Below are 24,747 nucleotides of genomic sequence, written 5' to 3' on the forward strand. Positions count from 1 at the left end.
CCAAAATATCGGCGGTTTTTTCATTTTCAGGCCCCGGGAATCACCCTCAGATGACTCCTTTGCCAATGTAGCCCGAAGGCCTGAACCCCTTTTACGCACAGCACCCCGACAGCTTCGAAGGTGAGAGCATGTATCGAATGGACAAACTAACAACCGGTGTGAGCTACGGCTTTGCTGGAGCAAATGGAGGGTATTGGGTGCTCCAGCTACTCGATAAAGTATCGCCCTTACAATGGGCTGCTATAGGTGTTCTTGCGAGCATCCGGCAACACGTTGAAGGAAAACACTACTATTTCTGGGTTAAACAAGAGCGGGGCCGGCGGGTTCCCGTTTATTTGTCTCCTCTAAACCATCTCATTGGGAGGTGATGATTGATCCCGTAAACTAAAGCCTTAAAAATGCTCATGCTGGCTTATCTCTTCTTACTCACCACAAGTAAAAAGAGACAAATCGACATTGGACTTTACAGGTGTTCATCACATGTCTATTAGCGTTATAAATATCATATCGTCTGGACACAAAAGTACCGCTTCTGGATCCTGAAAGATAAGTTGGGCGAGAACTTTACAGGACAATAAACATTCTCTGCGGAATAAAGGATTATGAGGTTCTGGAGCTAAATGTTCAGCCTGATCATGTACACCTTGAAGTAATCGTCCCCCCGGCAATCTCGATATCAACCCTGATAGGGCGTCTGAAAGGCCCCAGCGCAATCAGGATCTACACTCGTTTCCCACGCATAAGAAAGAAGTTATTGGGCGGCCACTATGGCAGTAAAAAGTTGCTCAGCTGAAGGCCAATTTGCGTAAAAGGAAGATGAAAATAAACGGAGTGCCGAACACCACAATGCCAAGTCTCTGCCAGCACTGCGCTAAGCGACAGGGCGTTGTGATTGAGAAATCCGATAACGTGACACCTCAGCCCAATGGGGCCAGGCAGCTATTACGACGAAGGGGTGAAAATAAGATTACTCTTATTCGCCGTCCTTTAAAGTCATGTAGCATTGCAGCGCTTTGCATTACATTCAAACTTGTTGTTTTCAGAGGGATTTTTATGGGGTGGGATAAAGATGCGGCGGCTGATTACATAGTGAAACATGTCCTCCCGCAATCACATTCTGACTGTGCAAAATTTACGAGGAGAGCCATAGCGGCGGGAGGCATCAATCTTATCCGGACAGATTATGCTAAGGATTATGGTGACTCTTTATTAAAAGCCGGGTTCGTTGCACTGCCACAGTCAACATCTCCAGAAAAGGGCGATGTTGCGATTATCCAGCCTTACAAAGGGGGTAACGGAATCGGTCATATGACGATGTACGATGGTAAAACATGGTATTCTGATTTCAAACAACGAGATATGTATCCGGGGCCGAAATACCGGCAACTCCGTCCTCCTTATGTAATTTACAGGAAAAAATGATGCGTTACCTGCTTACGTTGTTACTGGCTATTTATTTCCCTTTTGCCAGTGCAAATACTGAGACTGATATTCAGAAAAGCATGACTGATTTTTATTCATTTTATTTACATGAGTACGATAATACGTCCTCCGGTGACATTATCAAAATGGATAAAATGCATAAGTGGGTGTCAAAAAAACTCCTGGCACGGATAGCCGCTATTTATGAAATGCCTGAGCAAGAGCTACTTGAGGCAGATTATTTTATCTATGCTCAGGACTATGATCCTGCGTGGATACCCCGTATGAAAGTATCACCTGCGCATCGTGATGGGCAGAGTATGAAACTGGATGTCTGGTTGGGGATACAGGATAATAAATATAAGCACTTGCAGGTCTGGACCCGGCAGGAAGAGGGCGAATGGAAAATTTGGCGAGTTATTGATGCCGGAAACCATATTGAGCAAAAACTCAATTGAAATCTTGCCTTATCCGGTCAAAAAGCCCGTGGCGACACGGGCAAAATTACAGCGCATGATTTAGCTGCAAGGATGCGCACCAGCCTGCCGAACCCACGTCATGGTGCATTTAATTGCGATTTGGGCGCATTGCGAAGAAGATCGCTGCGGCTCCGATAGCGACGATGAGCGTATCTTCCAGGTCTGCCCCATCCCTGAAATAGCCTTTTTGCGTACTGCAAGCGTTACATAGGCAAGTGGCACAGCGGTATAGATAGCGATAGCTGCCCCGGTTTTTTTTCGCAGGGTGCTAACGCAGCGCCCGTAATTAACTTTGCGTGGCCTCCTGTGCAAACGACTACTGTAATAGCCAGTAAAGATGAATGGCTTGAGACCGCAGAAATGACGGAAGCGGGTGGAATAAGAATGGGGACTGCACTTCATTGCCGAGCCAAACCTCAGCGATAATTATCCGGTAATATGGTCATCAAGACGAGCAGCTACATTGATGTATAATTATGATTCAATGCATCTTACTAGAGTGAGCTATGGAAATAGAAATCGGCAATTTCACACGTGTAAAGGGAAATGCTGTCTATACAGAAGTGACGATATATACCGATCCCGATTCGGGTGGTGAAAACGTGTCTTTGTATCTGAAGTTGCCTTACCAGCATGAAGCAAAGCTTGTTGAGTTAGAAAAATTGGCGAAAAACGAGGCCATTAAACAACTGCGCGCTGCGGCGGATTGGTTAGCTGAAAATTGTTGCTAGCTGTACCACCTTCATCACAGGGCGCATTTGCATGTGTCTCATCTAAATGGTGCATTTACCTTTAATATCACCAACAAATGCTCCAACTGCGTCCTGTAAAACGTTACTGGAGTTTGACCTGTTGATAGTCATAAACGCTTTTGTGCCATCAGTAGAAACTTGCCAGGTTTGAATAGTAAGGCCCAGATCGGTAGCATAAGTTCCTACCATTGAGGTAGGGCTGATAACGGTATAGGTCATGATACTATCGGTAACGGATGGGCTATGTTTATCAATATTAATAACAAACGTTTTCCCGGCATAACCATCTTTTTTGAACTCATACTGATTATACTGACTGGAACCTGTACCACTAAGATTTTCAACAATCCAGCATCCGGCATTAACGGTTGTGGTGACAAAAATCAGGGCTGCGCCAAAAACAAAATTCTTTAACATATCTAATGAATCCTTTTTGTTACTCGAAGAGGAATGGATTGTGTAGACATAGGATACGTTTTCAATTAATAAAATATAATGGTCAACCCATTAATTTTTAATAACGGTAATACTACGCAAAACGAGGGTGAAAGTTATTTTGCAAATAGTCTTGTTTGTTTTCCCCCGCACTTATTAAAATTTCCGGGCTTTCGGCTATCAGCAGGTATGCTTCCGGGGGCCGATTATCCCGATATTCATAGGAGCATTCGCGGTAATGTTCAGCCAGCGGTCTGTTATTTGTTGTGCTTAAATCTGTGTTCTGAGCAGGTAGATATCCAGGTTTTCAGTACAGCTGTGTTCTGGTGAATGGTTCGACAAATATATTCAGAGTTGAGGTCAAAACGCCCGGAGTGACACACACCCCAGGCTAGCCGTCAGTTAAATTTCAAAGCAGTTTGCGGGCCTTGTTCCAGTACGGGGCCTTGCTGGGTTTTGATCTGTACCTCAGTCCCTTTCCCGTTCACATAGCGTGCCTGCACGCCATATTTTGCTTCGATATCGATATGGCTAAGTGAGACATTTTGCACCGTAGATTCCGGCAAACCGCTAAAGACCATAGCGTGCTCCGCGTTGGTGGCCGTTAGATGTGAAATATTGACGCCGCTGATTTTAGGCGTTGTAGCCGTTACCTCCGCGTTATCCAGCGCGGAAATAAGCGTGTTGCCTTTGGCTCCGGACTGACCGCTATAGCTATTGGTCACCAGAATCGGCGTCGCGACATTCGTCATCGTCAAGCGATCCGCAACCAGCGGACCGATGGTGTTTCCACGATCCCGTGCGGATTTAATACGCACGCCGTTTTCAGTATTGATGAATGTGACATTTCTGATTGTCACGCGGCCAATGCCATTGGCGGTCTCGCTGCCGACCGAAATGCCGTGACCGTCCCGCATGATCGAATCACGCACGATGATATCTTTTGATGGCGCAGCCGTTCCCGGTACCAGACCAGATTTAATGGCAATGTTGTCATCCCCCGTTTGGATATCCATCTTTGAGATCGTCACATTGCGCGACGAGACAATATCCAGGCCATCAGTATTTGGCGAGGTGGTCGGATTATTAATACTGACTTCGTGCACTTTAATATTGGCGCTGTTGCGGATAACGATATTCCACATTGGTGAGTTAGTCAGGTGTATTTGTTCGAGCTTGCCATCGGTAACATTATTGAATTCAACAAACCACGGGCGAGGCGCGCCGTTTGCCAGCGGAATGCCAGGGAAACGATCGGTAAACGCTTTGGTATTGCCGCTGCGTAATTCAGCGCGGATTTTCATCGCCTCTGGCCACCAGGTGTTTTCACCGTCACCATCCAGCGTACCACCGCCGGTTATCGCTATATTGTGTACGTCACTGGCAAAAATGAATGCTTCGTTCGCGCGTGCCGGCTGGCCAATAAAAGCCTGCAAAAACTTGCCTTCCTGATTGCTGGCTTTCAGTGTTGCGCCTTTATCGATCTGCAGTGTGATGTTGTTTTTAAGCTGCAGCGGGCCGCTGAGCCATACGCCCGAGGATAACGTTACCGTGCCGCCGCCGCGTTCGCTGCATTGCTGAATCGCTTGCTGGATAGCATGGGTATTGAGGGTTCTGCCATCGCCTTTACCACCAAAGGTTTCAGGAGTACAGGAAGTTGGCGCAGCCTGCGCTATAAAGGATGAAACGGCGCCACAGCATATCAACGCCAGTATAGATTTATTCATAAGGCCTCATTGTCATTCGTCTTATACTCAAAAACTTCATGGTGCGGGTCGTGGGCCGTTAGAGAGTTGAATGAGTCATATCTGAAAGGAACATATCTCGCCAATGAGGCGAACCATTGATTGGTCGTTCCGATGGATTGCTTACTCCGCTCCGCGTTTAAATTCTGCGGCATAGACATTCGTGGCCCGTTAAGCTGCTTTTCACCGTATATGACAGCGTGAACACGTTCTGTTCCGCACGCTTCCCACGTTTTGTCGCCACTATTTTGCTGTCCTTAAGGCGTTCCATTTACCTGCTGGCAACACATCAGAAAATTATATGTCACTGAAATTTTGGCAACAGCGTCGAAAACCATTAACGTGAGTCTTCGTACCCCTAAACACCATAAAGGCTCAGAATCATAGAGCACTCAATCGTCAAAAAATGTGAGTCAGCTAATAATTTGCGGGTTAACTAATGGGGTTTTCTTACTGAGTTGCATGCTTGAAAACAGCAGATAATCAAACACTAATCATGCTAAGCGCTCGTTTTTATGCGCATGTCAATCTGAGGACTTTCTTCAGTGTGGTGTGGTTTACTGCGCTTATCGCGGTCGTTTTCTTCTTATATGTACTTATTTCCTGCATAACGAGTGCTGAAGGCGGGCTTTACGATCTTATTGGTTCCGTTTTGGGGGTGATTTTTAACGCAATCAGCATTAAATGTCTTAATACCGTTATGTGTACAAAGATAATCGCCTTCAATTTATTCAACCTTATTTCACGAAAACAAATAGCCCTGCAGCAGCAATAGTTCTTAACCAGGAAACGTTTTCGACGCGATTAAGCTTTAACCCATGTTCTTGCCCACCTGTTAGTGGGTTAAGCATTTTATGTTCTGGAAAAAAGAGTTCGCGATAGGGTCCAAACTTTAAACACAACACAAATTTATAACCAGTGTTTATCTGCAGAGTATCAAGTTCATATTTACGTGTTCTACTCAACACTGCTGGTCTGCCCCCGTTGATTAATACACGCCGATGTTCATAATGCCTAAACTAGTCATATGAGGACATCGCCATAAAAAAGCGTTTATCCGAGGAACATATCATTATTATCCTACGTGAAGGTGAAGCTGGGGTTTCTGCCCGCGAATTTTGCCGCAAGTACGCTATCTCCGATGCGATCTTCTACACCTTGCGTAAGAACTGTGGCAGCATTGAAGTGTCTGAAGTGAAGCGACAAACCAACATTACTGACTGATCGTTGTATCTAATATAGGGAGGCCACATTTTTTTTCGTCACTCATCTAAAAAGGTTAAGGTATCATGAACATAGTATTATACGTTTCTTGCTCAGATATGTGGGTGCAAAGACGTTATTACAAAGGTATATGATTAAAAGAAAAAAGAATTCCGAGGGATTTATCTCACGCTGCAGGACCCAATGCAATATATTTGGGTCCTGCCAGCCTCTCATTTGGGTAAATTATTTACTTTCTCTTTAAGTTTTAAGACGTTTTTGTAGTAATCTGTATCTTGTTTAATTTGCAACAGATGCTTGTCAACTATCTGCTTAAAGTCACGTCCTTGCTTATTTACCAGATTAGGGTTCGCTCCATGTTCCAGCAGAAAATTAACTTTATCCAAATCTGCTTTAAAAAAAGCGTCAACAAGGGGCGTATTACCTAAAGTATCTCGCGTATTTACGTCGGCACCCCGCTCGATTAAAAGTGCAAGCGTGTCAGTATTTTTTGAACTTAACGCTGAATAAATAAGAGGAACATTGAGAAGCTTATCTCGAGAATTAGGATCAAGCCCGCCATCGAGCATGGCTTTTAACCATATGTCTTTATCACCCATCGCCATCATTTGAGCGGGTGTTCCCGGCATGTTCGGTTGTGCTTGCTGAGGATCTGCTCCTGCGCGAACAAGTTCGGTGATGATATCTAGTCGATTGGTTGGATTATTATTGTACATCGCTTCGTTTAGAGCAAAAAATAGCAGTGTTAGTTGTTCCTTTCCTGGTGAGTTCAAATCGGTTTTTTTTGAAAGGTGGAGAACGGACTCACGATCTGCCGTTTGGATAGCCTTTGCTAAAACTAGCTGTGGACCAGAGAAATGTTTTTCAGGGTCTATTTTTTTCATATCATTGCACGCCGATAATAGTACAAACAGAAAAGAGAACACTATTGTGAATATGATTTTTTTCATACTATATCCTGTCTTTAATGATTCCAATATCCTCATCCTTTTGTGCTTCGATACATTCAATTACCTGTGTCATACCGTGTTTATCAAGCATATTTCCTGTACCCCCTGCGAGACCGGTAGGTTTACCTATGGCATCAGGGAACATATTTGAAACTCCCGCTTTCAGTGCAAAAAAGGATGTGTCAAAATTCGCATCCATTAGATCTTTAATACTAACTTCTTGAATCGTAGTAAGCATCTCCCCATTAACTCTATAGGCGGATATTTCAGAAAACGGAAGCTGTCATCAATTGCCACCATAGCGCCACGCTCAAGATCAACTGTAGCTACAGTACGTATATCGCGACCTACTTGATTGGGATTGGCACCATTACGTGAGCGAAACGTGTGTGTCCTGACGGCTAAACATAGAGCTCAACGAAGATGGAGGCATCGTTCTGATTCTCTGCACTGCAAGTTGCGGATGAATAATAAATGAAAACCGCAACGGAGCGACTTTTTCTTCAAGAATGTAAGTTAGTGACATGTAACTTGTCATGTTACCGACTCCCGGGACACGCCGTTATGCATTTGCTCTCCTGAACAGGAATGACTAACCTATAGGATAGTGGAAGTCTAACTGCTAACAAATTCCTACCCGTTTCGATATAGAGTATATAAATTTTTGCAGAGATTTACAGTAAAGATGCCAAAAGTATTCTGCTGATGCCCATAAACAGCTCCAGATAGTTTGTCATAAAGGCAAAGAAAAACTCATTAACTCGTTTAATTATTGTCCGATAAATTTAATTGGTAAAAAATTGTTGGTGCATTAGCATCTGAAAACTTACTCGCAGCTACAAAAAATTGAATTAATAAGCACTTGAATAAGCCAATGGTTCCTTAAGGATAGGGCGATTCAATCGCAAATTTCATCCCTGTTTTTAGCGCTTGCTGCTTCAATCTGACGAAAGATAATAGTCTAAATGGAGAGGGAGATGATAATTAATAAATGAAAAAGAATCGCTAACAATCAATGCGGTATAAATCAGAACAACCATAACGTAGCTGGTTTATTAATAAATTATATAAAAATAACATTATTGAAAAAGCGATAGTATTAACTGCTGATACATAGTGACTAATCCGAGACCGTAGATCAGGTTGCTGCAGAAATGGATACATTAACTTATTGAAAAAATTGGTTTTTATTAACTCGATTATCACGAATAAGGCATTCAGGTGATGAATTATACAAATATGGCAGTCGATAGCGCCTCTTTTAGTCTCGCGATGATTCAAAAATCAGGCTCGGCAAGATGGTGAGGAGTTTTATTACAAGATATGCTTATACCGTGTCTACTCGAAAGGTATCAACCTCATGTTTACGCGTCGCACTCTTAATGCTGCTCTGGCGGCGGTGGTTTCACTCTCGGTCCTTTCCGCGCCGGTACTGGCCAATCCCGGTAACGGTAATGGCAACGGCAACAGCGGTAACCACGGTAACAGTGGGAATCATGGCAATAAGGGAAATAACTTCTCTTCTGATACGCAGGGTAAGGGTAAAAATTACGGCAAACCGGAGCATGTCGAATCGGATATTAGCGTCTCGCGCGCCCGTTCTCTGGCGGTAAATTACGGCCTGACGGGCTATCAATCGCTGCCGCCGGGGATTGCAAAAAACCTTGCCCGTGGCAAACCGTTACCGCCGGGCATCGCCAAAAAAGCGGTACCCGCATCGATGCTGGGTCAGTTGCCTTATTATCCCGGCTATGAATGGCGTATCGTCGGTCAGGATCTGGTGCTGGTTGCGCTAAGCACCGCGATTGTCACGGCGATTATCAATGGGGTTTTTGACTAACAGCGAGGCGTTTTCAACGTAATCACTGTGCAAAGCGGGGTAATCAGAGGGCACAACCCTTCCTTCAAGCCCCGCTTCTTCGCGCTACTGCGTAGCGCAAGTTATTCCTGCACCAGCCACATATCGGCTTCTTCAAACATCTCTTCAAGCATACGGTTGAGCTTTTCGCGATCGCTTTTACTGGCATCGCTGTTCAGGCCGTTGGCCTGCATCGGCTTAACCCGTACAGCGGCATCGGGAAAAATGCGGTGTACGCGCTTAGTCAGTTCAGCCAGGATAATCTCATTCGCGCCGGGTAATCCCGCAACGTTACGCTTGTCATAAACCAGTTCAACAAACACAAGGAAGCCCTTTTTACTGTTTTTTCGTCCAGTACTTATACTGGATGAAAAGCCAGTATTCAAGGGGAGAATGCAAGCAACTGTTACGTAGAGATTTTTTGCCTGCATCAATCGGGCGCCGTATGCTAATGTTGCGGCCACTTATTGTCGAAGCGGTTGTTATGGAGTGGTTGTGTTTGCGGAATATGGCGTTTTGAGTTACTGGTCCTATTTTATTGGCGCGATTTTCATCATTTTACTGCCGGGGCCGAATACCTTCTTTGTGTTAAAAACCAGCGTTGCGCATGGTGTTAAAAATGGCTATGTTGCCGCCAGCGCTGTTTTTCTTGGCGATGCGCTATTAATGTTTTTAGCCTATGCGGGCGTCGCCACGCTGATTAAAACCACGCCGCTGCTGTTTAATATTGTGCGCTATCTTGGCGCGTTATATCTGCTCTACCTCGGCATAAAAATGGTTTACAGCACGCTGAAACGCGGGGCGAAGCAGGAGGGCGAGGATGAGGTGCACAAAGGGGATATTTTCAAACGTGCACTGATATTAAGCCTGACTAATCCAAAAGCGATCCTCTTTTATGTCTCCTTCTTCGTGCAGTTTATTGACATTGCCTACGCCCGGCCCGGAATGTCATTCTTTATTCTCGCCAGCACGCTCGAGCTAATTAGCGTTTGCTATTTTAGCTTTTTGATCGTTTCCGGCTCGTATCTAACTCAGTGGGTCAGAACCAAGAAAAAGCTCACCCGGTTGGGTAATTCACTGCTGGGGCTGGTTTTTGTCGGCTTCGCCGCGCGGTTGGCAACGCTGCAATCCTGAAGCGTTTATGCAGGTAAGAGGCCCATTTACTTTTCCTACGGGCGAAACCGTTAGCGCGCAGTCAGAAAGCTATCGCGGAACTGTTCTCTGCTTCACTAAATAAAGCGATGAACGTTTCCGCTCGCTTTGGATTCAGCTAATCTGAACTGACCACCCGCGCAAGGATTTTTCTTATGAAAGGTACTGTCGTTCATCACGAACACCGCAATGGTTTTATTGTTATTCGCGACGAAAACGGAGCGTTTGCTATCGCCAGTCTGCAGGGAGATTACGATGTCGAAAGGGGCGATATCGTCTCCGGCGCTTTGCAGACCAGCAGTGACGCAACGCTGTTTAATCATACGCAAGATGTATCGATGGAGGTTCTGATAACGGCCATTGGGCTTTCAGAACAGGATGCCATCAGTCAGATCCTCGGCACGCATTAAACCCCTCTCTCTACGTGGCTCGCCCGTAATAAGGTGAGCTTACGTATACCGTCTCTTATTACTGGCTTTGCCTTTCAGGCCCTTGCACGCGCTAAACAAACAGGGTGAACACAACCAGGAAAAGAAGGAATAGCTTGAAGCGGAATTTGTCTCTGAGGGGGAAGCGTGTCTGCAATAAAAGATGGCAGTTTCGACACCAAAACTGCCAGCGAAAAAGTTTAACTTTATTAAATCGTATATCCGTCACTTGCGCACTTTATACCCTGCGGGCGAAAAGTGTACAAACGCAAATTTTTCCGTTAATAGATTCATAAAATTTATGATCAGGTTATTAATTCATCACCCTTACTGATTGACAGCGAGGAATGCGCTTGCCAGCCGGTTAAAAACGCCATTCTGCCTTCCACAAACATTATATTTTTTCGTGCAGCCAGGCGCTGGCGCTGGCCGGCCCTAAGCGTCATATTGCGGCTGTTGTTCATTATTGCTTCTCGCCAGCAGACGAAACGGCCTGCTGTCCGCCAGCCAGTTGGCAATCTCTTCCGGGGCGAGGGGGTGCGAGAAGAGATATCCCTGCGCTTCGTCGCAGCCGTACTCTTCCAGCATGCGCGCGGTTTCAATATCCTCGATCCCTTCGGCCAGCACCACATAATGCAGTTCTTTAAGCATCATAATGACGTTGCGGGCAATAATTCGGCTGCCGGTGTCGGTAGTCACCTGGCTTACCAGCGAGCGATCAAGTTTGATCACATCAATGGGGATGCGACGCAAATAACTGATATTGCTATAACCTGCGCCGAAGTCATCGAGCAAAATAGTAAAACCGTGCAGTCTGAGCCGATCGAGCTCTTCCAGCGCCGTGTCGCTTTCCAGCACTTTCTCGGTTTCCAGACACTCAATATGAATATCCGAGGTAAACAGACCGGCCGCCAGTACCGTATTTTCCAGCTCGTCGGCAAAGCCAGGATGGGAAAAATCACTCACTGTCACGTTAATCGACACCGGCAACTGGATTCCTTGCTGTTTCCACTGTTTCAGCTGTGCAATTACCGATCTGATTACCCACTGCGTCAGGTCGGACATCAGGGTCGTTTTTTCCGCCAGCGCTACAATCACCGCCGGTGAAACCGGGCCGAGCTGGGGATGCGTCCAGCGCAACAGCGCTTCCACGCCCTCGGTTTTCCCGCTGCACAGGGATATTTTCGGTTGGTAAACCAGATGGAGCTGGTCGGCCGCTTTAATCGCCTCGCTGAGATCGTACAGCAGCTTAAAATCTCTATTACGCTTGTGATCGAGGATCGGGTTGAACTGCAGGACGCGAATTTTCTCGCGCATCGCTTCATGCAATGCACTAATACCCTGGCGTACGATCTCCGGCACGCTGTCTTCGGCGGGAGAAAACTTCACGTAACCTGCATGTACCGTCAGATTGATATCTATGTCACCGGTAACTGTGGCCTTAATACCGGGCAGTTTTTCCGCCCGTTTTGCCAGCGTTAGCGCATAATTTGTCTCCACCAGCACCGCATATCGGCCGGTGGTAAATGCATACAGCGTGGTCTCATCTTTCAGCCTTAAGCGCTGGCGCAGCAGCGACCCGAAGCTGCGCAGCATCTTTTCCAGCGCTTCCACGCCCAAATAGCGGGATAACTCATAGGCGCGATGCATATCAAGGCAGTCAAAAATCATTAATGCGTAGCTACCGCTCGCTTTCTCCCGCGTCAGACGCTCCATCTCCTTTTGTAAAAACGGGCGATTCGGCAAACCCGTCAGGGCATCAATCAGACCGTGGGTGTAACAGGATTCAAGGTATACGGTGGCGAGGGCGGCAACGCGCTGGAAATTAGTTATCTGCCGTGAGGTAGGCGTACAGGTTTCAGGATGGCTTACGCATAACGTGCCGAGCACCGTACCCTCTTTATTTATCATCGGCGCTGAAGCATAAAAAACAATATTGCCGTTTTTCACCAGCGGTTGCTGATTAAAACGATCATCAAGGCGGGTATCCGAACTAATAACGGTCTGGCAACTCTGCAGCGAATATTGGCACATGGTGTGTTCAATACGAATTTTGACATGCTCTATCGGTACGTTTTTAACATATTTGATATATTGGTAAATATCATCAAACGTTGTGATAAAACAGCCCTCAACGCCCATCACTTCAGATGCCAGACGCGCAAATTCGGCCAGCGCTGCATCGCGGGAATCATCCTCTTTACTGAGCAATTCCAGCGCGGCTAGCCGAGTGCTTTCGCTTTTTTTGAGACCAGTGAACATAGCCAGCTCCTGCCCAAATCAATGAGACTATGGGGTTCTGTTCAGATGACTCCATCATGCGCTGCAAGCATCCGGCTAATAAAAATTCCTCGCGGGTTTACCACCAGCCAAATTGGGTTCCGGCCACGACGATAATTGCCACGATAAGCATAATGATGGTTGTCTTTCTCACGAAAACTCCTTCGCTGGCGAAAATCGCCAGAAATAAACGGTATTAGAAATAGAGGAAAATAAGATTTTTCTCAAGCCCCCGACGGCTGCCGATGCGCTTAATTGAGAGGAATAAAGGGTTTTTTTACTTTATTCTTTTTCACCTGGTACATTGCTTCATCTGCCGCATGTAATGCGGCGTCAGCATCAAAGTGCTCCGGGTTAATTTCAATCACGCCGATGCTGGCACCGGGATAGAAAATCGCGTGTTTCCCGAGCTGATAATTGCCGGTAATGCGTGCGTCGATACTGCTTTGCAACGACAGCAGCGAGCTGACCTGCGGCTGCGTCAACGGTGCGCCCGGAGAGGCGATTAAAAACTCATCGCCGCCAAGACGGCCGACAATATCCCCTTTTTCGCGTCCCATAAGCAGCCGCTTGCCAACTTCAATGAGAAATTTGTCGCCGGCTTCGTGGCCTAACTGATCGTTAATTCCTTTGAAATTATCCAAATCGATAAACGCGATAATCACATGGGTTTTCCGGTGACGGGCGAGGGCAAACATCGCTGCCAGGTTCTCAAAAATGGCCCGGCGATTGGGTAAGCCCGTCAGCGCATCGGTATAGGAGTGGGCAACCAGCGCAACGTTGGCTTCACGCAGCTGATTGAGGAGAAACTCCTTTTCAATAAACTGCGCGATTAAGCCAGCAAACAGGCCCAGCACTTGTTGTCCCCGTACGCTAAGATTCTTTTTCGCATTGCTGGCGGCACACAGGGTTCCGTACAACGAGCCGTCCGTCAGATGCACCGGGGTGCTTAAATAGGTGGTGATACCCAGCGCCTGTGCGGCTTCGCAATCCTGCCAGCGTTTGGCAACTTCATTGCTGAACATGCAGTTATCGTCGAGCGCACGTTTACACAGGCTATCGCCCCACGGGACGGAAAAGCCTTCCGGGATAGCAAGTTGTTTGGTGTTACGGGAATAGAGGATGTGTTGCAGGCGAAAATCGTCACTGATTTTTGTTAAGTAAGTCGATTCCATGTCGGTTACTGTTTCAAGCATCTCCAGCAACTGTCGCACCAGACCTTCAAGGGATTGCTCTTTCGACAGCGTTTCAGAAACGCGCGCGAGAATGTAATCGGACATTACTTAGTTTACTCCTGTGTCCAGGTCATGCTTATTCATGGACATTAAAGCTGAAAATTTAGACTGCGCGACATTAAATCATGAAAAACCTTATTTGAATATCCTGGCACGGGGAACGCTGAGGTGAAAAAGGGGCAGGGAGCAAAAAAAAGCCCCGTTGATGAAGCGGGGCAAAAACGCATTGATTACGGAATGATGTTCTCTGGTCATGGGTGAGAACAGGGAAACTATATCGAGGAAAAGTGCAGTTAGAATGGAGAAATCATGGAGATAACGCCTGCACAGCGCTATGGTTGCTGGGCGTTCAACCCTTCACTAAGGAAAAATGATGCGTTACTGGTTACTGGCATTTCCTGTGGTTCTCGCGGCCTGTTCTGCGGCAAAACCTGAACCTTCCCGTCATCCGCAAATCGGTATGGCGAACCCGGCGGCCATTTACTGCCAGCAACGGGGCGGCGAGCGCGTACCGGTACAAAGCCCGCAGGGCGTTCGTACGGAGTGCAAATTGCCCGGCGGAGAAACGATCGATGAATGGGCCCTTTGGCGGCGCGATCACCCCTAAGGGGAGAGTGACAATAACGGGTTTGCCAGGGTACACTTCGCACTCAGAATTATCCTAATTTAACCTGGCGCGGGAGCGCATGAGAGAAGTATGTTCCAGCTACGTCCGGGCAGCCCGGCTCTAATTATCGGCGCCCAAACCGCCAATGGCCGCAGTAATATTGGTAAATCCGTTGAGCTTTTCGGGCTATGCCAGCCCGGCGAGCGTTTTCTTAATCCGGTAAACGGCGTGGTCACCGAAATGCCGCGCAGCGCCAGCCGCGCATTATGGCTGGTGACCGGCGATGTGACCGCCTTTGATGGTCAGCGCGGTTTTGCTTTTGTGCGCGCAGAACATCTGATGCCGCTTCAGCCGGACATCGAGCCGCAGGACGTTCTCGAACGCGTCCTGGACTAACCCAGCGTACCCAGCCACTCAGCCAGCACCCGTGCGTGGTTGTGCTGCGTGTCTTTTGCCGCATACAGCAGCGTGACGGTGCCGGTTTTGCCGCGTGCCGCCAGCGCCCGGCCTTCCGCTTGCTGGGTGGCAAGCTCATCACGGTAGCGTTCGCTGAATGCGGCGAAATCAACGGCTTCGCCGTGGAAGGCTTTGCGCAACGCGGTTGAAGGGGCGAGGGTTTTGTTCCACTCATCGCAGGCCAGCTCGCTTTTCTTGATGCCGCGCGGCCACAGCCTGTCGACCAGTACCCGGTAGCCATCTTCCGCGGTTGCAGGATCATAGACCCGTTTACAGTGAATCATTTTCACGCTCCGTCTCTTCGAGCCAGGCCAACAGCGCCGGTAATTGCCGATCGGAAAATACGCGAATACCGTGCGCTTCAAGCAGCGCGGCGGCCACGCCCATCCCTTCGCGCCGCGTACCGCTAAAGGTGCCGTTATAGATAAACTGGCTACCGCAGGTGGGGCTGCCATCGGTAAGCAGGGCGGCGCGACAGCCATTTTCCTGCGCGGCCCTAAGCGCCAGCCACGCGGCTAATTGATAGTGTGCGGTAACATCCCGTCCGTCGTTTTCGATAATCCGTGCCTGCTCGCGTAATACATCCGCACCGGCACCGGCGACAATCTCCGCCGCTTTTCGCGGCACCGGCAGCCCGGCCGCCAGTTCCGGGCAGTGAATAATCAAACGGTTTTCCTGCTGCCAGCGCGCTAATAGCCCCTGCAGCGCAGTTTTCTCACTGCCGTTGTAGCGCACTTTTAAACCCATCAGGCAGGCGCTGACGAGAAGGTTGCTCTGCTGCATAAGATTTGCCGTTTTTATGACCGAAAAGCTATTTTTTCATAAACACTGGTGATGTATAGCCGCTAATTTTAAGTTGTTGTGATTACATTAAAAGACAGCTAAGGTGATGTTCCTTATGTTACTCGTTATTTGCCCCGGCATAAGGACACTTCCATGCAGCATATTCCCCCGAAAAAAACGTTACGCATCGCTCTGGTCGGTGATTACAGTCATGACATTGTGGCGCATCAGGCTATTCCGCTGGCGATTGATGATGCCGCCGCCGTGCTGGAGATTACCGCCGATTACGACTGGCTGCACACCAGCGAAATTAACAGTGATGAAGATCTGGTGGGCTACGACGCCATTTGGGTGGTGCCGGGAAGCCCTTATAAAAACGCCAGTGGCGCATTTATCGCCATTAAATACGCCCGTGAAACCGCGATCCCCTTTCTCGGCACCTGCGGCGGCTTCCAGCATGCGATGATTGAATATGCCCGTAATGTGCTGGGCTGGAGCGATGCGGCCCACGCGGAGACGGAAACCAGCGGTCGAATGGTTATTTCGCCGCTGGCCTGCGCGCTGGTGGATCAGAGCGGCGCTATCGAACTGCGCCCCAACACCTTGATAGCCCGTGCTTATGGCCGCGAGGAAATTGAAGAAGCTTACCGCTGCAGCTTTGGCGTTAATGAGGCGTTTGCCCGTGAGCTGGAGAGTGGCGATTTGCGCGTCACCGGCTGGGATGAAGAGGGCGATATCCGCGCCGTGGAACTGGTGACGCACCCGTTTTTTGTCGCCACCCTGTTCCAGCACGAACGCGCGGCGCTTGCCGGGCGTCCGGTACCGCTGGTGCAGGCGATGCTGCGCGCGGCTTGTGAATAAGATCAGCGTGGCAGGGGCAGAACGCGACGGGCACGCACCCGCTCTAGCGGATCTCGCGATCGCGCCCGGCAAATGCGCCGAACACTGCCATCACCAGTGATAAAAGCACGCACGCCAGCAGCGGCAGCTGCCAGTCACCGCTGGCGTCGTGAACTTTCCCCATCAGCGGCGGCCCACACGCAGCCAGCAAATAGCCGACGGATTGCGCCATCCCCGAGAGCGCAGCGGCCTGGTGCGCGGAGCAGGCACGCAGGCCGATAAACGTCAGACCCAGGATCATGGTGGCGCCGGAGCCAAAGCCATAAACCAGCGTCCACAGCGCCGCCTGCGCCGGAGAGAGCCACAGCCCTAACGAACCCACCGCGCAAAACATTGCGGTGACAACAGCGATACCGCGCTGGTCTTTCAACCGTGGCAGAATCAGCGGCACCAGCAGCCCGGGTACGGCGGTCGCCAGCTGCAACATACCGTGCACTGAGCCCGCCTGCGCATCTGTGAAACCGTGTGCAATCAGAATCGACGGCAGCCAGCCAATAACGATGTAATAGATTAATGAGTTAATCCCCAGATACAGCGTCACCTGCCAGGCCAGCCCTGAGCGCCAAATCCCACGGTTATGCAGCGCGCCGGAGCTACTCAGCGCGACGGGTGCTTCTGCGCGCAATCTGGGGAGCCACAAGGCTAATGCCACCAGGGGGAAGACCATCAGCATCAACAGCGCGCCATGCCAGCCCGCGCCATGCTGCGCCAGCGGAACCACTGCCGCCGAGCCGAGGGCCGCCGCTACGCCCATCGTCAGGGAGTAAGCGCCGGTCAGTTTGGCGACATGTTGGGCGAAGTCACGTTTTAATATTCCCGGCAGCAGCACGTTGCCAAGGGCGATGCCGCAGCCAATGATCGCGGTACCGACAAACAGCAGCAGCGCCGAGGGCAGGGAACGCAAGGCGATGCCAAGGCAAATCAGTACCATGGCGGCAAACAGGCTACGTTCCATACCGAAACGGCGCGCTACACCGGCGGCGAGCGGCGATATCAGCGCAAAGGCCAGCAGCGGTAGCGTGGTGAGCATGCCGGTTTGCGCGGTGGTTAAACCATACTCCGCGCGAATGGCATCCAGCAGCGGTGCCGCTGCGGTAAAGGTAACGCGAAGCGTGGTGGCGATCATCAGGATCCCGGCAATCAGCAGAACGCTCTGTTTGCCGCGAGAGGGAAGGCTAAAGGTCATTGTATTCTCTGGGTTACGAACAGAGCGCTACGATAACGCTTTTTCTCGCTGTTTTAATCAAGCTAAAATGACACTTTATCGCTAAATTCGGACAACTTTATGCACGGACTTGGCTTAGGCGGTTTTGATCCCGACAGCCAGCAGGATGCGGCAGTGGCGTTTAGTGTCACCGTCAAAGAGGGTGAGCAGCGTATTCCCGTTCATCACCACCGCAAAGGGCAGCTTATTCTGGCACTGAAAGGCGCTATCACCTGCGAAGTGGAACATGCCCGCTGGATGGTGCCGCCACATCATGCAATGTGGCTTCCGGGCGAAGTCGCGCACAGCAACTGCGCGACGGCGGATGCTCAGCTCTGTTTTCTGTTTATTGAACCCTGGTCGGTGGTGATGCCAGAGCACTGCTGCACGCTCAAAATATCAGCGCTGGTGCGCGAGTTAATCCTGACATTAGCCACGCGCACGCCCGCCCAGCGGCGTGAACCGGCCGGCCAACGGCTGGTGCAGGTGCTGTTTGATGAACTGCCGGCGCAGCCGCAAATGCACCTGCAGTTACCGGTTTCTGCGCACCCGAAAATCCGCCAGATGATAACGACGATGGAGAATAATCCCGCCGAGCGACAAACCCTGGCGCACTGGGCGCAGCTGTTCGCCATGAGCGAGCGCAACCTGGCGCGGCTGGTAGTGAAAGAGACGGGACTCAGTTTTCGCCGCTGGCGGCATCAGATGCAGCTTATTCTCGCGCTACGGTTATTAATTGAGGGCCAGCCGGTGCAGCAGATTGCCCAGGCGCTGGGCTATGACTCAACAACTGCTTTTATCACCATGTTTAAAAAAGGGCTGGGGCAGACGCCGGGGCGTTATATGACGGGGCTGGGCGAGGCGTAAAATATTCTGCTTGCCGGCGCGTAGTTTTTATTCAGGTGAGGCATATTTATCGTGCCGCAGGCTTAATGATAAGTGATTCATATGGGATGAAGGATTTTAATAACTTTTTTAGCTAATCAATGCACTTTTTGATATTTGTCGGCTGGGTGAGCTTGTGTGACTTTAGCGCTAAATCAACACCATAACAGGGTTCAAGGATTAGCATGGCAAGCTCATTACAGACAAAAAAAATCGCTACGCTTAGCGCACTGGCGCTGCTTTCAGCGCTCTCTTTCTCCGCACACGCAGACAAACTGGCAGATATCAAAGCCGCAGGCGTGGTTAAAGTGGCGACTTTCGACGCCAACCCGCCGTTCGGCGCTATCGATGCCAAAACCCATGATATCGTCGGCTATGATGTCGATTTTGCCAAAGCGCTGGCCAAAAGCCTGGGCGTAAAACTGCAGCTGGTGGCCACCAACCCGGCGAACCGTATTCCGCTGCTGCAGTCGGGCAAAGTGGATCTGATTGTCGCGGATATCACCATCACGCCGGAACGCGCGCAGGTGATTGACTTCTCCACGCCGTATTTTGTGACCGGCCAGCAGTTCCTCGTCGCCGCTAAATCACCCGATAAGCTGGATGCCTACAGCAAAGCGCGTATCGGCGCGGTGAAAGGCACTACCGGCGAGCAGGCTTTACACCAGCGTTTCCCGCAGTCGCGGGTGATGGCCTACGACGACATCCCGCTGGCGCTGACCGCTCTGCGTAACGGCAACGTGCAGGCGATCACCCAGGACAGCACTATTCTGGCCGGGTTGCTGGCGGAGGCACCGGATAAAGCGCAGTTCAAAATTCTGCCGGATCTGCTGTCAAAAGAGGAGATCGGCGTTGGCGTCGGTAAGGGCGAAACGGCGTTGCTCAACGCGGTCAATCAGGAGCTGGTAAACCTTGAGAAGAACGGCGAGGCGGCGAAAATCTACGCTACCTGGTTTGGTCCGCAAACCAAAACCCCCGCTCCACGCAGCTTTACCATAGAAGCGAAGTAACAATGCTGGCAGGTCTTTTCTCTTCCTCCGTGGCGGATGCCACGGAGGTATCGCCCGTGGCGAAAGGCACCATTGTGTTTCGTCAGGCGAGCAAACGCTACGGCGATAATGTCGTCTTGAAATCCATTGATTTAGAGGTTGCCGCCGGAGAAGTACTGGCGGTGTGCGGGCCGTCCGGTTCCGGTAAATCGACGCTTATTCGTTTGGTTAATCAGCTCGAAACCTTAAGCGGGGGGGAAATCTATGTTGACGGCCAGCCCACCAGCACGCTGAAAGGTCGCGGGTTGCGCGCGTTGCGCCAGCATGTAGGCTTCGTCTTCCAGCAATTTAACCTGTATGCCCACCTCAACGCGCTGGATAACATTACGCTGGCCTTACGGCGCATTCATGGTAAAAGCGCTGACGAAGCGCAGGCCACGGCGCTGGCATTGCTGGCGCGCGTTGGGCTGCAGGATAAAGCCTATCACTACCCGGCGCAGCTGTCGGGCGGCCAGCAGCAGCGGGTGGCGATTGCCCGCACCCTGGCGGCCGATCCGCATATTATCTTGTTCGACGAGCCTACTTCTGCCCTCGATCCAGAGATGATCGGTGAAGTATTGCAGGTGATGAAATCCCTGGCGCACAGCGGTATTACGCTGATGGTGGTGACGCACGAAATGCAGTTTGCGCGTGAAATTGCCGACCGGGTGATTTTTATTGATGGCGGTGAAATTCTTGAGCAGGCCGCGCCAGCGCAGTTTTTCTCGGCGCCGCAGCACCCGCGGGCGCAGCGCTTTTTACAGAAAGTGCTCAATCCGCTGCATGCGGATAACAAGGAGCTGTAATGGCGTTGCATCTCGACTGGGCGGGAGTGCTGAGCGGGCAGCCTGCACAATGGATACTTTCGGGTTTCCTGACCACTGTTTGGGTGACGGTTGCCGGGGCGCTACTGGCAACCTTGCTGACGGTGCTGCTGCTGGCACTGCGCCAGACCGGCGGTAAAGCAGGCCGCGGGCTGGTGGCGACATGGGTATCACTGTTTCGCAATACGCCGCTGCTGGTGCAGTTGCTGTTCTGGTATTTCGCCGCCTGGAACGTACTGCCGCAGAGTTTTCGTCTCTACGTCAATGACGATCACGCTTTTAGTATCCTGCCGGGCGATGTCTGGTGGTTTACCCCGGAGTTTCTCTCCTCGGCGTGGGCACTGGGGCTGTTTACCGCTGCGTTTCTGGTAGAAGAGATTCAGGCGGGTCTCGCTGCCGTACCGCGCGGGCAAACGGAAGCCGCGCTGGCTCAGGGCTTTAGCCCGCAGGCGCTGTTTCGTTGGGTATTGTTGCCGCAGGGGTTGCAGAACGCATGGCAGCCGGTGGTGGGGCAATACTTGAATCTGATGAAGCTCTCTTCGCTGGCGACCGGCATTGGTCTGGGAGAGTTAACCTATCAGACCCGGCAGATAGAGAGCTTTAACGCCCATGCGCTGGAAGCGTTTGCTGTCGGCAGCGCACTCTATTTGCTGCTGGGGCTGGTAATGAGCCTACTGTTTAATCTGCCGCGCCACTGGCGGGCGCTGCGGCGTACTGCGGAGCTTCGCCATGATCGCTAATCTCACCGTCATTACGGATAATCTCGACTATTTGCTGTGGGGGCGAGCGGCACAGGGTGAACCCGGCGGCGTACTGCTCTCGTTACTGATGACGCTCGGCGCGGCGGTGCTGGCCTTTCCCGGCGGTGTACTGCTGGCCTGTTGTGCCTGGCGTTTGCGCGGCTGGCCGCGGCGGCTGCTGTTTTTATGGGCGGAGCTGATCCGCGGTATTCCGCTGATCTTCGTCATTTTCTGGCTGTGGTTTCTGTTGCCGTTGCTGACGGGGGCGGATCTGCCGGGTGCGCTGACCGTAACGCTGGCGCTGGCGTGGTTTACCTCGGCGGCGGTGATGTATTCAACCCTCGCGGCGCTGGAAGCGTTGCCGAAGGGGCAATACGAAGCGGCCCTCAGCAGCGGGTTTGCCAGCGCACAGATTCTACGGCTGGTGCTGCTACCGCAGGCGTTACGCAACGCGCTGCCATCGTATATCGGTTTACTCATCGCACTGCTAAAAGATACGTCGCTGGCGTTTATCGTTAACGTGCCGGAGCTAACTACCGTCGCAGGCCAGGTGAATAACCGTGTGCAGGTGTATCCGGTGGCGCTGTTTGTCTTTACCGGGCTGGTCTATTACCTGCTGTGTAGCCTGCTGGAGCTTACGGTTAACCAGTGGCAGCGAAGTCACTCACTGCCGACCAATTAACAACGACACTAATCCCGCCGCAATCAGTGGCCCGACCGGAACGCCCCGGAACAGGGCCACGCCGAGCACCGTACCCACCAGTAATCCCGCCACCAGTGAGGGTTGTGAACTCATCAAGGTCACGCCGCGACCGCCGAGCCACGAGACAAAAATGCCCACCACAATCGCCACCAGGGATTTCCAGTTCACAAATGAGTGCAGCAGGGTAGACGGCGGCAGCGAGCCGCTGGCGATCGGTGCCATGACGCCAATGGTCAGGATAATAATGCCAATCGTCAGCCCCTGTTTCTCAATCCACGGGAAAAAGGTGTTAAGCGGCGTGACGCGAATCATGATCAGCACCATTATCGAGATGGCGACGGTGGTGTTATGGCTGGCAAAACCCAGCGCCACCAGCGCCAGCAAAATAAACAGCGTGGTATCAAACATCTTAAGCTCCTTGCCAAAAGTGGGTCCGTGTATGCTACGCGCTGCGGCTGCTTATCGCTGGGTTATTCGCGGCGAAAATCCACCAGCTCAGGTTGAGCAATGCGCAGATAATCCTGCGTGTTCATGATAACCGACTTCTCAAGCAGACCGGCATTGAAAGCGATATCGTCAAAGCGCTGAAACAGCAGCGGGTCGGCGACCAGGTGCAAATCCGGGTGAAAGCTGAATGGCGGAATTGCACCAAACACGCAGGCGGTCAGCGCATCGACTTCTGCGGGGCTGGCGAGGGAGGCTTTGCTGCCGCCGAAATGCTGCGCTAAGCGTGCGAGATCGGCCTGTAAATCTGCAGCGAGGATGGCCAGTACATGCATTTTCACGCCGTTACCTTTGATTTTACACAGCAGCGCTTTAGCCCCCTGGCCCAGCGCCGTACCGCGAATTTCACTCACGGCTTCACATTTGCCGACGGCCTCATGTTCAACCACGCGAAAGCGCGCCTGCTGTTGTTCAAGCAGGCTTACTAAATGCTGGTGGACGTTACGGCTGGCTATTTCAGACATGTTGACTCCCTGGGATCGCGTTGAAGATAAAGAATAATTCACGCGCCGGGAGATGAAAATAAAAAAGCCGCCCTGAAGGGGCGGCGAAGAGAAACAAGCACTACAAACAACGCTTTTTTGTGTGTACTGTTAATTTTTTACTCACGGTAGCTTTACGCTACCCGCTCAGTGTCATATCTGAGCGTAACAGCACCGACGCAAACGCATTCCGCGCTCGCCGTGCCACAAATGCTTCGATAGGGTTACTATGCCATAGCTGTGTGCGCGCAAGGGGTCAAATAGCCGCTATTTTGTACGGCAATTCGTCCTTTTACCCGGCTATGGCGATGGATTAGAGGGAAATAGACGGAAAGCGCAGCCGGAAAACGGGTTTCCGACTGCGTGAGGTTAGTTATTCGATGCGGATTGTTTGTGAAAAAGTTCGCGGAACACCGGGTAAATATCCTCCTGATCGCGAATATGCTGAATGGCAAAGTTATCAAACATCGTTTGCAGATGTTCATACTCGCGCCACAGCGTTTGATGGGCGCGGCGGGTGATTTCGATATAGCTGTAGTAACGCACCACCGGCAAAATTTTCTTCGCCAGAATCTCGTGACACAGCGGCGAATCATCCGCCCAGTTATCACCGTCCGAGGCCTGGGCGGCGTAGATATTCCACTGCGCCGGGTCGTAACGATCTTTCACCACTTCATCCATCAGTTTTAAGGCGCTGGAAACAATGGTGCCGCCGGTTTCCTGCGAGTAGAAGAACTCATGTTCATCGACCTCTTTCGCCTGCGTATGGTGGCGGATATATACCACGTCGACGTTTTTATAGGTCCGGCTCAGGAACAGATAGAGCAGAATATAAAAACGCTTGGCCATATCCTTGGTGGCCTGATCCATGGAACCCGATACGTCCATCAGGCAGAACATCACCGCCTGGCTGGAAGGCTCCGGGCGTTTCTCGTAGTTTTTGTAACGTAAATCAAAGGTGTCGATAAACGGCACGCGCTCGATTTTGGCGCGCAGCTCGGCTATCTCTTTGCGTAAACGCTCCTCTTCAAGCAGCTGCGCCGGTTCGCTGTTTGCTACCGTTTCGAGGCTGCTCTCCAGTTCGCGCAGTTCACGACGTTTACCAGCCGTCATCGCGGTGCGCCTGGCCAGTGAGTTCTGTAACGAACGCACCACGCTGATATTTGCCGGTACACCGTTGGCGGTATAACCCGCACGGTGGGTTTTATATTCATTCATCTGCCGCTGCTGATTTTTCTTCAGGTTAGGCAGGGCCAGATCCTCAAACAGCAGATCGAGATACTCATCTTTGGAAATCTGGAAAACAAACTCATCCTGGCCTTCGCCGTCAGGGCTGGCTTCACCCTGGCCGCTGCCTCCGCCGCCACCGCCGCCTTGCGGGCGCTCGATACGGTCGTTCTGCACAAAATGGTCGTTTCCCGGATGTACGCGATGGCGATGGCCGCCGCGCCCCTGATGGAACATCGGTTCGCTGATATCTTCCGTGGGGATGGAGACAGACTCGCCATTCTCCACATCGGTCACCGAACGCTTGTTGATGGCTTCGGAGATCGACTGCTTAATTTGCGCTTTATAACGGCGTAAAAATCGCTGGCGGTTAACCGTGCTTTTATTTTTACCGTTCAAACGCCGGTCAATGAACCAGGTCATAGTTCCCTCCCGCTGCGTATG

28 protein-coding genes and 2 pseudogenes are annotated in these 24,747 nt (G+C 50.9%); 17 read left to right on the forward strand and 13 right to left on the reverse strand.

Annotated features, from left to right (window positions below; genetic code table 11):
• Window positions 1-128: 128 nt before the first annotated feature.
• From RW65_RS23175 to RW65_RS17765, 5 genes and pseudogenes are all read left to right on the forward strand, one after another.
• Entirely contained in the window at window positions 129-368 is a 240-nt protein-coding gene (locus RW65_RS23175) for a phage holin (RefSeq protein ID WP_052250340.1), read from the forward strand.
• Between the two features lie 138 nt (window positions 369-506).
• Window positions 507-778, forward strand: a pseudogene (gene tnpA, locus RW65_RS22225) (IS200/IS605 family transposase); the annotation flags it as partial.
• Between the two features lie 275 nt (window positions 779-1,053).
• Entirely contained in the window at window positions 1,054-1,422 is a 369-nt protein-coding gene (locus RW65_RS17755; RefSeq protein ID WP_039058382.1) for an NlpC/P60 family protein, read from the forward strand.
• Window positions 1,419-1,880 (forward strand): DUF3828 domain-containing protein, encoded by a 462-nt coding sequence (locus RW65_RS17760; protein WP_231564408.1) that lies wholly within the window; start codon window positions 1,419-1,421, stop codon window positions 1,878-1,880. Before RW65_RS17755 ends, RW65_RS17760 begins: the two co-directional genes overlap by 4 nt.
• Window positions 1,881-2,407: 527 nt before the next feature.
• Complete coding sequence (locus RW65_RS17765) at window positions 2,408-2,632, forward strand: hypothetical protein (RefSeq protein ID WP_039058135.1); 225 nt, start codon at window positions 2,408-2,410, stop codon at window positions 2,630-2,632.
• Window positions 2,633-2,674: 42 nt separating this feature from the next.
• Here the strand turns inward: RW65_RS17765 and RW65_RS17770 are convergent, their stop codons facing one another.
• Together RW65_RS17770 and RW65_RS17775 are read right to left on the reverse strand one after the other, a co-directional pair.
• Window positions 2,675-3,070, reverse strand: a complete 396-nt coding sequence (locus tag RW65_RS17770) for a hypothetical protein (RefSeq protein ID WP_039058136.1) — start codon at window positions 3,068-3,070, stop codon at window positions 2,675-2,677.
• Between the two features lie 416 nt (window positions 3,071-3,486).
• Window positions 3,487-4,815, reverse strand: coding sequence for a glycoside hydrolase family 28 protein (locus RW65_RS17775; RefSeq protein ID WP_052250341.1), 1,329 nt, complete (start codon window positions 4,813-4,815; stop codon window positions 3,487-3,489).
• 1,059 nt (window positions 4,816-5,874) lie between these two features.
• Here RW65_RS17775 and RW65_RS22230 point away from each other — a divergent pair.
• Window positions 5,875-6,054, forward strand: a pseudogene (locus tag RW65_RS22230) (transposase); the annotation flags it as partial.
• 215 nt (window positions 6,055-6,269) lie between these two features.
• Here RW65_RS22230 and RW65_RS17785 read toward each other — a convergent pair.
• Window positions 6,270-7,007, reverse strand: coding sequence for an ankyrin repeat domain-containing protein (locus RW65_RS17785; RefSeq protein ID WP_072037791.1), 738 nt, complete (start codon window positions 7,005-7,007; stop codon window positions 6,270-6,272).
• Window position 7,008: 1 nt separating this feature from the next.
• Window positions 7,009-7,245 carry a hypothetical protein gene (locus tag RW65_RS17790; RefSeq protein ID WP_039058137.1) on the reverse strand — a complete coding sequence of 79 codons (237 nt, stop codon included), beginning with the start codon at window positions 7,243-7,245 and terminating at the stop codon, window positions 7,009-7,011.
• Window positions 7,246-8,367: 1,122 nt separating this feature from the next.
• Between RW65_RS17790 and RW65_RS17795 the strand changes: the two genes are divergently transcribed.
• Complete coding sequence (locus RW65_RS17795; RefSeq protein ID WP_039058138.1) at window positions 8,368-8,847, forward strand: anti-virulence regulator CigR family protein; 480 nt, start codon at window positions 8,368-8,370, stop codon at window positions 8,845-8,847.
• Window positions 8,848-8,948: 101 nt separating this feature from the next.
• On the opposite strand, the gene RW65_RS17800 is transcribed toward RW65_RS17795, so the two are convergent.
• On the reverse strand, window positions 8,949-9,188 hold the full coding sequence (locus tag RW65_RS17800) for a DinI family protein (RefSeq protein WP_039058139.1): 240 nt from the start codon (window positions 9,186-9,188) through the stop codon (window positions 8,949-8,951).
• Between the two features lie 172 nt (window positions 9,189-9,360).
• Between RW65_RS17800 and leuE the strand changes: the two genes are divergently transcribed.
• Both leuE and RW65_RS17810 read left to right on the forward strand, forming a co-directional pair.
• On the forward strand, window positions 9,361-9,999 hold the full coding sequence (gene leuE, locus RW65_RS17805) for a leucine efflux protein LeuE (protein ID WP_039058140.1): 639 nt from the start codon (window positions 9,361-9,363) through the stop codon (window positions 9,997-9,999).
• Between the two features lie 173 nt (window positions 10,000-10,172).
• Window positions 10,173-10,427, forward strand: coding sequence for a hypothetical protein (locus tag RW65_RS17810; protein WP_039058141.1), 255 nt, complete (start codon window positions 10,173-10,175; stop codon window positions 10,425-10,427).
• A gap of 453 nt (window positions 10,428-10,880) precedes the next feature.
• Here RW65_RS17810 and RW65_RS17815 read toward each other — a convergent pair whose 3' ends face one another.
• Both RW65_RS17815 and RW65_RS17820 read right to left on the reverse strand, forming a co-directional pair.
• Window positions 10,881-12,707: a sensor domain-containing phosphodiesterase gene (locus RW65_RS17815; protein WP_039058142.1), complete on the reverse strand. Its 1,827-nt coding sequence runs from the start codon at window positions 12,705-12,707 to the stop codon at window positions 10,881-10,883.
• 269 nt (window positions 12,708-12,976) lie between these two features.
• The gene (locus RW65_RS17820; RefSeq protein WP_039058143.1) at window positions 12,977-14,005 is read right to left on the reverse strand and encodes a sensor domain-containing diguanylate cyclase; all 1,029 of its coding nucleotides are present in this window, start codon (window positions 14,003-14,005) and stop codon (window positions 12,977-12,979) included.
• Window positions 14,006-14,333: 328 nt separating this feature from the next.
• On the opposite strand from RW65_RS17820, the gene RW65_RS17825 reads away from it, so the two are divergent.
• The gene (locus RW65_RS17825) at window positions 14,334-14,567 is read left to right on the forward strand and encodes a putative hemolysin (protein ID WP_039058144.1); all 234 of its coding nucleotides are present in this window, start codon (window positions 14,334-14,336) and stop codon (window positions 14,565-14,567) included.
• Window positions 14,568-14,657: 90 nt separating this feature from the next.
• Window positions 14,658-14,963: a hypothetical protein gene (locus RW65_RS17830; RefSeq protein ID WP_039058145.1), complete on the forward strand. Its 306-nt coding sequence runs from the start codon at window positions 14,658-14,660 to the stop codon at window positions 14,961-14,963.
• On the opposite strand, the gene RW65_RS17835 is transcribed toward RW65_RS17830, so the two are convergent.
• Window positions 14,960-15,307, reverse strand: a complete 348-nt coding sequence (locus RW65_RS17835) for a DUF488 domain-containing protein (RefSeq protein ID WP_039058146.1) — start codon at window positions 15,305-15,307, stop codon at window positions 14,960-14,962. The genes RW65_RS17830 and RW65_RS17835 overlap by 4 nt on opposite strands.
• Window positions 15,294-15,806, reverse strand: a complete 513-nt coding sequence (locus RW65_RS17840) for a 2-thiouracil desulfurase family protein (RefSeq protein WP_039058147.1) — start codon at window positions 15,804-15,806, stop codon at window positions 15,294-15,296. The genes RW65_RS17835 and RW65_RS17840 overlap by 14 nt, the downstream gene beginning before the upstream one ends.
• A 153-nt stretch (window positions 15,807-15,959) precedes the next feature.
• Between RW65_RS17840 and RW65_RS17845 the strand changes: the two genes are divergently transcribed.
• Window positions 15,960-16,667 (forward strand): CTP synthase C-terminal region-related (seleno)protein, encoded by a 708-nt coding sequence (locus RW65_RS17845; protein ID WP_039058148.1) that lies wholly within the window; start codon window positions 15,960-15,962, stop codon window positions 16,665-16,667.
• A 43-nt stretch (window positions 16,668-16,710) separates the two neighbouring features.
• Here the strand turns inward: RW65_RS17845 and RW65_RS17850 are convergent, their stop codons facing one another.
• On the reverse strand, window positions 16,711-17,892 hold the full coding sequence (locus tag RW65_RS17850; protein ID WP_039058149.1) for a CynX/NimT family MFS transporter: 1,182 nt from the start codon (window positions 17,890-17,892) through the stop codon (window positions 16,711-16,713).
• A 99-nt stretch (window positions 17,893-17,991) separates the two neighbouring features.
• Between RW65_RS17850 and RW65_RS17855 the strand changes: the two genes are divergently transcribed.
• The 5 genes from RW65_RS17855 (at window position 17,992) to RW65_RS17875 (ending at window position 22,069) form a co-directional block, all read left to right on the forward strand.
• Window positions 17,992-18,777, forward strand: coding sequence for an AraC family transcriptional regulator (locus tag RW65_RS17855; RefSeq protein WP_039058150.1), 786 nt, complete (start codon window positions 17,992-17,994; stop codon window positions 18,775-18,777).
• Window positions 18,778-18,980: 203 nt separating this feature from the next.
• A complete protein-coding gene (locus RW65_RS17860; RefSeq protein WP_039058151.1) occupies window positions 18,981-19,805 on the forward strand; it encodes an ABC transporter substrate-binding protein in 825 nt (274 codons plus the stop codon).
• Window positions 19,806-19,807: 2 nt separating this feature from the next.
• A complete protein-coding gene (locus tag RW65_RS17865) occupies window positions 19,808-20,629 on the forward strand; it encodes an amino acid ABC transporter ATP-binding protein (RefSeq protein WP_039058152.1) in 822 nt (273 codons plus the stop codon).
• A complete protein-coding gene (locus RW65_RS17870; RefSeq protein ID WP_039058153.1) occupies window positions 20,629-21,387 on the forward strand; it encodes an amino acid ABC transporter permease in 759 nt (252 codons plus the stop codon). Before RW65_RS17865 ends, RW65_RS17870 begins: the two co-directional genes overlap by 1 nt.
• Window positions 21,377-22,069 carry an amino acid ABC transporter permease gene (locus RW65_RS17875; protein ID WP_039058154.1) on the forward strand — a complete coding sequence of 231 codons (693 nt, stop codon included), beginning with the start codon at window positions 21,377-21,379 and terminating at the stop codon, window positions 22,067-22,069. The genes RW65_RS17870 and RW65_RS17875 overlap by 11 nt, the downstream gene beginning before the upstream one ends.
• Here the strand turns inward: RW65_RS17875 and RW65_RS17880 are convergent.
• The 3 genes from RW65_RS17880 to RW65_RS17890 form a co-directional block, all read right to left on the reverse strand.
• Window positions 22,052-22,498 carry a DUF441 domain-containing protein gene (locus tag RW65_RS17880; RefSeq protein WP_039058155.1) on the reverse strand — a complete coding sequence of 149 codons (447 nt, stop codon included), beginning with the start codon at window positions 22,496-22,498 and terminating at the stop codon, window positions 22,052-22,054. The genes RW65_RS17875 and RW65_RS17880 overlap by 18 nt on opposite strands.
• Before the next feature lie 62 nt (window positions 22,499-22,560).
• Complete coding sequence (locus tag RW65_RS17885) at window positions 22,561-23,058, reverse strand: YbaK/prolyl-tRNA synthetase associated domain-containing protein (RefSeq protein ID WP_039058156.1); 498 nt, start codon at window positions 23,056-23,058, stop codon at window positions 22,561-22,563.
• A gap of 387 nt (window positions 23,059-23,445) precedes the next feature.
• Window positions 23,446-24,726 carry a YeaH/YhbH family protein gene (locus tag RW65_RS17890; protein ID WP_039058157.1) on the reverse strand — a complete coding sequence of 427 codons (1,281 nt, stop codon included), beginning with the start codon at window positions 24,724-24,726 and terminating at the stop codon, window positions 23,446-23,448.
• Window positions 24,727-24,747 lie beyond the last annotated feature (21 nt).

It is taken from the genome of Enterobacter sp. Bisph1, from assembly GCF_000814905.1.
GTDB lineage: Bacteria > Pseudomonadota > Gammaproteobacteria > Enterobacterales > Enterobacteriaceae > Kosakonia.